We start from the raw sequence: 8,759 nt of genomic DNA, 5'->3' as shown, positions 1-8,759 counted from the left end.
GAACTGCGTCGCGCACCAGTCCTCCGGGCTGTGGCGCCACCCCCGTGACCGCTCGCGGCACTACAACGACCTGTCGTACTGGACCCAACTCGCGACGATCCTCGAGGGCGGAGCGTTCGACGGCATCTTCATCGCCGACGTCCTCGGGACCTACGACGTGTACGGCGGATCGAACGAGTCCGCGCTCCGGACGGGGTCGCAGGTGCCCGTGAACGACCCCGTGCTGCTCGTCTCGGCGATGGCCGCGGTGACCGAGCACCTCGGGTTCGGCATCACCGCCGGCACCGCGTACGAGCACCCGTACCCCTTCGCGCGGCGCATGTCGACGCTGGACCACCTCACGAAGGGTCGGGTCGGCTGGAACGTCGTGACCGGCTACCTGCCGAGCGCCGCCCGCAACATGGGGCAGACGGACCAGCTGTCGCACGACGACCGCTACGACGTCGCGGACGAGTACCTCGAGGTCCTCTACAAGCTGTGGGAGGGCTCCTGGGAGGACGACGCGGTCGTGGAGGACCGTGCGACCGGCGTCTTCACCGACCCGGCGAAGGTGCACCCGATCGAGCACCACGGGAAGCACTTCGACGTCCCGGGCATCCACCTGTCCGAGCCGTCCGTGCAGCGCACGCCCGTCATCTACCAGGCCGGTGCCTCGTCCCGCGGCGTCCGCTTCGCGGCCGAGAACGCCGAGGCGGTGTTCGTCGGGGCACCGACGCTGCCGCAGTTGGCCGCGACGGTCACGAAGATCCGGGACGCCCTGGAGGCTGCTGGTCGCGACCGGTACGCCGCCCGCGTCTACTCACTGCTCACCGTCATCACGGACGCCACCGACGAGGCGGCTCAGGCGAAGTACGAGGACTACCTGTCGTACGCCTCGGAGGAGGGCGCGCTCGTGCTGAACTCCGGCTGGATGGGCGTCGACCTGTCCCAGTGGGAGCTCGACGAGCCGCTCGGCGACGTCGAGTCGAACGCGATCCAGTCGGCGGCGGCGAACATCTCCGCGGCCGAGGGCACGGACGGCTCGAAGTGGACCATCCGTGACCTCGCCCGGCACACCGCGATCGGCGGACTCGGGCCGGTCGCGGTCGGCTCCGGCGCGACGATCGCGGACACCCTGCAGCGGATCCAGGAGCAGACCGACGTCGACGGGTTCAACCTCGCCTACGCGGTGACGCCGGGCACGTGGGAGGACGTCATCGAGTTCGTCGTGCCCGAGCTGCGTGCCCGCGGGGTCTACCCCGAGGGGTACGAGGAGGGATCGCTGCGGCACAAGCTGCACGGCCGCGGCGACCGGCTGCCGGAGGAACACCGCGGTGCCGGCTACCGGGTCGGCCAGCGGTCGGTCGTAGGCTGACCGGGTGACCGTACCGTCCTTCGTCCTCCGGACAGCCTCGGAGGGCGAGGACACCGTGTGCAGGGACCTCTGGGTGTCCGCCGTCGCCGTCCGGGACGGCCAGCCCGAGTCCGACGCGGTGCGCCGACGCGCCGACGCGAAGTTCCGGGAGGACCGCGTCGCGCTCGTGGTGGCGGAGGACGTCGGCGGCGTCGTCGGCTTCGTGCTCGTGACCGCGCCGGGCACCGGGGGCGTCGACGACCCGACCGACGCGGCGTACCTGTCGCTCCTGGCGGTCGCGCCGCGGGCGCAGGGGCGCGGCGTCGGCCGCGACCTGCTCGGAGCAGCCGTCTCCGAGACGGCGCGTGCGGGACACGCGAGCGTTGTGCTGCACGCCCTCGAGGACAACGTCCCCGCACTCCGGCTCTACCGAGGAGCCGGCTTCCGGCCCGTCGGCGAGCCGTTCGCGCACCCGGTCAGCGGTCGACCGACGCGCGCCTGGGTCGCCGGGGGCTGACCACGGCGACCACCGCTCGCCACGCGTCCGCCACGAGGGCCGACCACGCGGGTCCCGGTTCGGGGTGGAGCGCGTCGACGCCGCCGCGGCGGAACGGGGATCCGTCCGCCCAGGACGCGACGGCGGTCCGCAGCGCCGGTACGGGATCGCGCTGCGCGTCCTCGGGCGTCGGCCACGGCGCCCACTTCGCGCGGGGTGCGGTGAGCAGGTACGGCTGCGGGGTCGGGTAGCTGACGAGTTCGAGCGTCGAGCCCCACGGCGTGCGGGTGTAGACGAACCGGTTGCCCTCGCCGGCCTCGACACCGCGCAGCTCGCGTGGGTCGGAGTTCCGGACACCACCGGCACGTTCGACCTTCTCGAGCGCGGCGTCGATGTCGTCCACGTACAGCGCGAGGTGCTGCCACCCGAGGTCCGAGGGCACCGCGGGGGAGTGCTGGTCGGGCCCGAGGTACTCGAACAGCTCGAGCCCGGGCCCCTCGGGGAGCGCGAGCATCCTGATGGCACCCTGCGCCATCGTCGACGGGATCCCCAGGTAGCCGTGCACCTCCGAGGAACCCCGCGGTTCCTCGGTCCGGCAGCGGACGTCGTAGAGGAAGACGGCGTCGAGCGCCGCCTCGAAGAACGCCGTGGCAGCGTCGATGTCCGGCACCGTGACGCCCACGTGGTCGATCCTGAATCCCCTGCCCATTGCTCGAGTCTGACAGCGCGGGGTTCCCGAGCCCCGCCGCGTCCGGCTCCGGTGCGGAGAAGGATGCGGTTTGCCGCACACGCTGCAGGCCTGCTCAGGTAAGGCTCCCCTCACCACAAAACCCCAGATCAGGGCAGCCTCACCTTGCTGGCGCGACGTGCTCGACGGTGGCATCCTCGACGCATGTCGACCGCTACGGACCTCGTGCTCCCCACCACCGATCACGACGCCACCAGCGCCGCGAAGCTGAACTGGCTCCGTGCCGGGCTGCTCGGCGCGAACGACGGCATCGTGTCCGTCGCCGCCGTGCTCGTCGGCGTCGCCGGGGCGGGTGCCGGCACCGGTCCGGTCATCGCCGCGGGGACCGCGGCGCTCGTCGGCGGAGCGGTGTCGATGGCACTCGGCGAGTACGTCTCGGTCTCCGGTGCACGCGACGCGCAGCGCACCGGACAGGCCGCGGAGCAGGCGCAGCTCGAGGCCGACTCCGAGGACGCCGACACCATCGCCGCGCACTACCGCGCGCTCGGCGTCGCGCCGGACGTCGCCGTGTCGGTCGCCGCCGAGCTCGTCCGACCAGAGGTCCGGCAGCACCGTGCGGCCGCCGCGCTCCGCGACGCCGAGGACGAGGTCGTCAGCCCCTGGCGTGCCGCGTGGGTGTCCGCCGCGACCTTCACGACCGGGGCGGCGCTGCCGTTCCTCGCGATGCTCCTGGCGCCGGAGTCCGTCCGGGTGGCCGTGACCGTGGTCGCCGTCCTCGTGGCGCTCGCCGTGACGGGGGCGACCGGTGCGACCCTCGGCAGGGCTCCTCGCGGGCGGGCGACGGTCCGCGTGGTCGTCGGTGGGGCGCTGGCGCTCGCGGCGACGTACGCGGCGGGTGCGCTGCTCGGGGCGCACGCCGTCTGACGCCCGGGACGCGTCCCCGCCGGACGTCAGTCCGCGGTCGGCGGCGGGACGGCTGCGCGACGCGCCTCGGCGGCCAGCGCGGCGTTCCGGGTCGACAGCAGGCGTCGGAGGTAGCTGCCGAGGACGACGACCTCGGCGAGCCGCCCGAGGGGCCCGAAGGGCGCCGTGACGACGACGTCGTCGACCATCCGCGTGCCGGTCCCGGCGCGCTCGAAGCGGTGCTCGTGCCGGAACCGGGCGAACGGCCCACGCGCCTGTTCGTCGACGAACCGGTGTGGTGCCTCCAGGGCGGTGATGCGGCTCGTGAGCCGCCAGACGAACCCGAGGTGCCGCGCGCGGAAGGTGACGGTCTCGCCCAGCCCGATCGTCCCCGAGGTCACCCCGCCGACCGCACGCTCGCCGGTGTCGGCGAGCGATCGCTCGTGTGCGCCGATGTCGAGCGACAGCGCGAAGGCTCGCTCCGGCGAGCAGTCGAGGTGGGTGTCGAGGCGGAACCGGACCGTCATGCGTCAGGCCGGCCGGACGGGGCGGCGGGCCGACCCTGCGGAGCGGCGGGCCAGCCCTGCGGAGCGGACCGGTCGTCGTCGCGGAGGACCGCGGCGAGCGCCTCGTCGTGCCGTCGGCCGCGGTGCACGCTGCCCGAGCGTCGCAGGCCCTCGAACGACATGCCGACGCGGCGCGCGACCGCCGCGGAGGCGAGGTTCGTGGCGATGGCACGCCACTGCACCCGGACGAGCCCGAGGCCGTGCGGTGGCTCGGCGAAGGCCCAGTCGACGACGCGGGCGACCGCCTCGGTCGTGAAGCCGCGCCCGCGGCCGTCGGGGTGGACGGCGTACCCGACCTCCGCGGAGCCGTCCGCGATCCCGAAGAGCTCGACGGTGCCGAGCAGGCGAGGGTCCTCCGGGCGACGGATCGCCCAGGCGAGCCGCGTGCCGGACTCCCAGCCGGTGCGGCACCGCTCGAGCCACTCCGCGAACTCGGCGTGACCGTACGGCACGGGCACCGGGGTGTACGCGATGACGTCGGGGTCCGTGGCGTACGCGATGACGGCGTCGGCGTCGGACCGCTCGGGTGGCGAGAGCACGAGGCGGTCCGTCCTGAGCGTCACGGGGTCCATGCGGCGAGCCTAGCGACGGGCGGGCTGCGGTACCGTCGGCGGATGACTGCCTTCCCGGTGATCGACGGCCACAACGACCTGCCCTGGGAGCGGCGCGACCACCACGACTCAGCGGTCGAGGGGATTGACACCGAGCAGGGGTCCCTCCACACCGACGTGCCGAAGCTCCGCGCGGGCGGCGTCGTCGGACAGTTCTGGTCGGTGTTCGTGCCGTGCTCGGAACCCGATCCCGTCCGCACGACGCTGCAGCAGATCGACGTCGCGCTCCGGATGGTCGAGCGCTACCCGGAGACGTTCGCCCTCGCCCGGACCGCGGCAGAGGTCCGAGCCGCGGTCGACGAGGGGCGGATCGCGTCGCTGCTCGGTGCCGAGGGCGGTCACTCCATCGACGACGACCTCGCCGTCCTGCGGTCCTTCGCGCGCCTCGGGGTCCGGTACATGACGCTGACGCACAACGAGGACACGCCGTGGGCGGACTCGGCGACGGGAGCGCACCCGCACGGTGGGCTGACCGACCGCGGCCGCGAGGTCGTGGCGGAGATGGAGCGCCTCGGCATGCTCGTCGACCTCTCGCACACCGCACCGGCGACGATGCACGACACGCTCGACGTCGCGACCCGGCCGGTGCTCTTCAGCCACTCGTCCACCCGGGCCGTGTGCGACCACCCGCGGAACGTGCCCGACGACGTCCTCGAACGGCTGCCGGACAACGGCGGCGTCGTGATGATCACCTTCGTGCCGGCGTTCGTGTCGCGGGCGTACGCCGACTGGGAAGACGACGGGTCGGTCGGTGCGGCGCCGCTCGTCACCGTCGCCGAGGTCGCGGACCACGTCGAGCACGCCCGTGACGTCGCCGGGATCGCGCACGTGGGGATCGGTGGCGACTACGACGGGACGCCCGTGCTGCCGCCGGACCTGCGGGACGTGTCGCGGTACCCGGTCCTCGCGGAGGAGCTCGTCCGTCGGGGGTGGGGCGAGGACGACCTGCGGGCACTGGCCGGCGGCAACGCCCTGCGGGTGCTCGAGGCGACGGACGAGGCGTTCGGGCGGACCGTGGGCGTGCGCTGACCCGCGGCACCCGGTGCGGCCGGGCACGCGGCACGCGGCACGCGGCACGCGACACGCGACACGCGGTACGCGGTACCCGGTGCGGCTCGGTGCGGCGCGTCACGGACCAGGGGGAACCCGGCTCCGCTCGGTAGGCTCGCAGTGCACGCGCGCAGGAGCGCAGGAGCGCAGGACGCCGGACCGCCACCGACGGCGGCGCGGCCCGACCCGGAGGAACGGACCACATGAGCGGCACCATCCACGACGACATCTCGCAGGCGTTCGGGAACACCCCGCTCGTCCGGCTCAACCGGCTGCCGCGCGAGGGCAGCGCCGAGATCCTCGCGAAGCTCGAGTTCTACAACCCCGGCGCGAGCGTCAAGGACCGCCTGGGCGTCGCGATCATCGACGCGGCGGAGGAGTCCGGCGAGCTGCAGGCCGGTGGCACCATCGTCGAGGGGTCGTCCGGCAACACCGGCATCGCACTCGCCCTGGTCGGTGCAGCCCGCGGCTACCGGGTCGTCATCACGATGCCCGAGACCATGAGCGTCGAGCGTCGTGCCCTCATCCGTGCGTACGGTGCCGAGGTCGTCCTGACCCCCGGCCCCGAGGGCATGAAGGGCGCCGTGGCGCGCGCCGAGCAGATCGTCGAGGAGACCCCCGGGGCGATCCTGGCGCACCAGTTCGAGACGCCCGCGAACGCCGCGATCCACCGCCGGACCACCGCCGAGGAGATCCTCCGCGACACCGAGGGGCACGTCGACGTGTTCATCGCGGGCGTCGGCACCGGCGGCACGATCACGGGCGTCGGGCAGGTCCTCAAGGAGCGCGTGCCGGGCGTCCAGGTGATCGCGGTCGAGCCGAAGGACTCGCCGCTCCTGACCGAGGGCAAGGCCGGCCCGCACAAGATCCAGGGCATCGGCGCGAACTTCGTGCCCGAGGTCCTCGACCGGAGCGTCATCGACGAGGTGTTCGACGTCGAGCTCGACGATGCCCTGCGCGTCGCTCGCGACCTCGGCACCCAGGAAGGCATCCTCTCCGGCATCTCGTCCGGCGCGATCATCCACGCCGCGATCGAGGTCGGCGCGCGCCCGGAGAACGCCGGCAAGCGCATCGTCGCGATCGTCTGCGACACCGGCGAACGCTACCTCTCCACCGTCCTCTTCGAGGGACTCACTGCGTGACGGCAGCCCGACGGCGCAGCGTGCTGCGGACCATCCGGGAGGACCTGGCCGCAGCACGCCGCGGTGACCCCGCAGCACGCGGGGACCTCGAGAACGCGGTCGTGTACTCCGGCCTCCACGCGATCTGGACCTACCGGCTGACGCACCGGCTCTGGCTCGCCCGCGGATTACCGGGGTCGCGCTTCGCCGCCCGGGTCGTCGCGCAGGTCGCCCGGTCGGTCACCGGCATCGAGATCCACCCGGGCGCTCGGATCGGCCGGAGGTTCTTCATCGACCACGGCATGGGGGTCGTGATCGGCGAGACCGCCGTGGTCGGCGACGACGTGGTGCTCTTCCACGGGGTGACACTCGGCGGTCGCGGCGGCGAGCACGGCCCCGGGGCCCGACGGCACCCACGCGTGGGGGACCGCGTGGTGCTCGGTGCGGGGTCGTCCCTCATCGGGGCGATCACGGTCGGCGCGGACTCCGTCGTCGGCGCGAACACGGTCGTCACGAAGGACGTCCCGCCGGGCTCGGTGGTGACCGGTGTGGCCGGGACGGCCCGCCCGCGCTCCGGTCACGAGGGCGTGCCGCCGCTCTGACGGGCCGCCTGCGGTCGTCGACGAGCGCGCAGTGTGCGCTGAGCGACTCGTGGTCGCCGGGTCCGACCGGGAGGCACGACGCGCGTCGTGCGCGCCGGCTCCGTCCGGTGGGTGGTCGGGTCAGCTCTGCTCGCAGGCGATGCCGTCGGCGTCGCGGTCGAGCTTCTTGTTCGCCGCGTAGAGCTTGTCGTCCTTCTTGACGGTGCCCTTCAGCGCGCGGTAGGTCACCTTGCCGCCAGACGTCACCTTGTTCTTGGTGACGGACTTCTTCGCGATCCCCCCGGAGTACACGCGGTGGACGGCGTCACAGTTCTTGTAGACGGTGGGGGCGGCCTGTGCGGCCGAGGCGCCGCCGACGACGGCGGTGGCGGCGAGGACGACGCTGGCGGCCGCCATGCTGAGGGTTCGGGTCATCTGCATCCGCTCAGACTAGGCCCGCCGCGAGGATCACTCATACCCCCGATCGGGGCGCGCACTCGGGCATGCTAGGGGGCATGGACGGAGCTGCCCTGCACGAGACCGCCGCCCGGACCGCGATGGGTCTGCCCGCGGTCGAGGAGACCGCGCCCTTCGGCGAGGGTGCCCTCGTCTACAAGGTGGTCGGCAAGATGTTCGTCATGACGAGCGAGCTGCGGGGCGTCCCGATCGTCAACCTGAAGTGCGCGCCGCCGCACGGTGCCGCACTCGTCCGCGACCTCACCGAGGTGACGCCCGGCTGGCACATGAACAAGCGGCACTGGATCACCCTCGCACCCGGCCGCGGCATCGACGAGACCCTCGTGGAGGACCTCGTCGCGAACGCGTACGACCTCGTGGTCGCCGGGCTGCCGCGTGCGAAGCGGCCGATCGACCCCGTCCGCCGCACACTGCCCGACTGACGTTCCCCGCGCACCCGGAGGGCTCCGCGGGTCAGCCCCGCGCGAGCGCCTTGTCGAGCAGGACCCGCACCTTCGCGGGCACCGGACGACCCGCGTCGAGCACGGCACGCGCCCGCTCGGCGCTGACCCCCGCGAAGAGCTCGCCGATCGTCACCCCGTGGTCCGGCCGGTCGCGCACCTCGACGACGTCGCCCGACTGCACCGGCCCGGACCTGACCACGCGGAAGTACGCACCAGGACGGCCCTCCTCGGTGAACCGGCGCACCCACTTGTCGACGCGCATCCGGCGGGCGAAGGTACCGCAGGGGATCCGCGGGATCGTGACCTCGAGGACGAGCGACGCGCCGACGTGCCACCGTTCGCCGGTGACCGCCCCCGTGACGTCGAGGCCGCTGGTCCGGAGGTTCTCGCCGAACAGCCCCGGCGGGACCTCGCGACCGAGCACGTCGGCGAAGTACGCGGCGTCCTCGTCCGCGTAGGCGTACACCGCCTGGTCCTCACCGCCGTGGTG

General features: G+C 73.4%; 12 protein-coding genes. 7 read left to right on the top strand and 5 right to left on the bottom strand.

The annotated features are described in order from the left end of the window. Both ACSW7Y_RS14165 and ACSW7Y_RS14160 read left to right on the top strand, forming a co-directional pair. Positions 1-1,354 (top strand): LLM class flavin-dependent oxidoreductase (locus ACSW7Y_RS14165; protein ID WP_438126890.1); only part of this gene is annotated, 1,354 nt, incomplete at its 5' end. A 4-nt stretch (positions 1,355-1,358) separates the two neighbouring features. Next, positions 1,359-1,850, top strand: coding sequence for a GNAT family N-acetyltransferase (locus tag ACSW7Y_RS14160; protein WP_438126889.1), 492 nt, complete (start codon positions 1,359-1,361; stop codon positions 1,848-1,850). Here the strand turns inward: ACSW7Y_RS14160 and ACSW7Y_RS14155 are convergent. Continuing rightward, a complete protein-coding gene (locus ACSW7Y_RS14155; RefSeq protein WP_438126888.1) occupies positions 1,810-2,538 on the bottom strand; it encodes a VOC family protein in 729 nt (242 codons plus the stop codon). The genes ACSW7Y_RS14160 and ACSW7Y_RS14155 overlap by 41 nt on opposite strands. 183 nt (positions 2,539-2,721) lie before the next feature. On the opposite strand from ACSW7Y_RS14155, the gene ACSW7Y_RS14150 reads away from it, so the two are divergent. Then, positions 2,722-3,441: a VIT1/CCC1 transporter family protein gene (locus tag ACSW7Y_RS14150; RefSeq protein WP_438126887.1), complete on the top strand. Its 720-nt coding sequence runs from the start codon at positions 2,722-2,724 to the stop codon at positions 3,439-3,441. 26 nt (positions 3,442-3,467) lie between these two features. Here the strand turns inward: ACSW7Y_RS14150 and ACSW7Y_RS14145 are convergent, their stop codons facing one another. Together ACSW7Y_RS14145 and ACSW7Y_RS14140 are read right to left on the bottom strand one after the other, a co-directional pair. After that, on the bottom strand, positions 3,468-3,947 hold the full coding sequence (locus ACSW7Y_RS14145; protein WP_438126886.1) for an SRPBCC family protein: 480 nt from the start codon (positions 3,945-3,947) through the stop codon (positions 3,468-3,470). Then, positions 3,944-4,558, bottom strand: a complete 615-nt coding sequence (locus tag ACSW7Y_RS14140) for a GNAT family N-acetyltransferase (protein WP_438126885.1) — start codon at positions 4,556-4,558, stop codon at positions 3,944-3,946. Before ACSW7Y_RS14140 ends, ACSW7Y_RS14145 begins: the two co-directional genes overlap by 4 nt. A 42-nt stretch (positions 4,559-4,600) precedes the next feature. Here ACSW7Y_RS14140 and ACSW7Y_RS14135 point away from each other — a divergent pair, with 42 nt between their 5' ends. The 3 genes from ACSW7Y_RS14135 (at position 4,601) to epsC (ending at position 7,370) form a co-directional block, all read left to right on the top strand. Next, a complete protein-coding gene (locus tag ACSW7Y_RS14135; protein ID WP_438126884.1) occupies positions 4,601-5,626 on the top strand; it encodes a dipeptidase in 1,026 nt (341 codons plus the stop codon). Positions 5,627-5,850: 224 nt separating this feature from the next. Further along, complete coding sequence (gene cysK, locus ACSW7Y_RS14130) at positions 5,851-6,789, top strand: cysteine synthase A (RefSeq protein ID WP_438126883.1); 939 nt, start codon at positions 5,851-5,853, stop codon at positions 6,787-6,789. Then, a complete protein-coding gene (epsC, locus tag ACSW7Y_RS14125) occupies positions 6,786-7,370 on the top strand; it encodes a serine O-acetyltransferase EpsC (protein ID WP_438126882.1) in 585 nt (194 codons plus the stop codon). The genes cysK and epsC overlap by 4 nt, the downstream gene beginning before the upstream one ends. Before the next feature lie 120 nt (positions 7,371-7,490). On the opposite strand, the gene ACSW7Y_RS14120 is transcribed toward epsC, so the two are convergent. Continuing rightward, on the bottom strand, positions 7,491-7,790 hold the full coding sequence (locus ACSW7Y_RS14120) for an excalibur calcium-binding domain-containing protein (RefSeq protein ID WP_438126881.1): 300 nt from the start codon (positions 7,788-7,790) through the stop codon (positions 7,491-7,493). Positions 7,791-7,864: 74 nt separating this feature from the next. Here ACSW7Y_RS14120 and ACSW7Y_RS14115 point away from each other — a divergent pair, with 74 nt between their 5' ends. Further along, complete coding sequence (locus tag ACSW7Y_RS14115) at positions 7,865-8,248, top strand: MmcQ/YjbR family DNA-binding protein (protein ID WP_438126880.1); 384 nt, start codon at positions 7,865-7,867, stop codon at positions 8,246-8,248. A gap of 31 nt (positions 8,249-8,279) precedes the next feature. Here the strand turns inward: ACSW7Y_RS14115 and ACSW7Y_RS14110 are convergent. After that, positions 8,280-8,759, bottom strand: a 480-nt coding sequence (locus tag ACSW7Y_RS14110) for an MOSC domain-containing protein (protein WP_438126879.1), incomplete at its 5' end; no start/stop codon positions are given.

Origin of the sequence: Curtobacterium flaccumfaciens, from assembly GCF_051548005.1 — a bacterium.
In the GTDB taxonomy this organism is placed as follows: domain Bacteria; phylum Actinomycetota; class Actinomycetes; order Actinomycetales; family Microbacteriaceae; genus Curtobacterium.
This window is presented reverse-complemented; position numbering and strand designations above follow the sequence as displayed.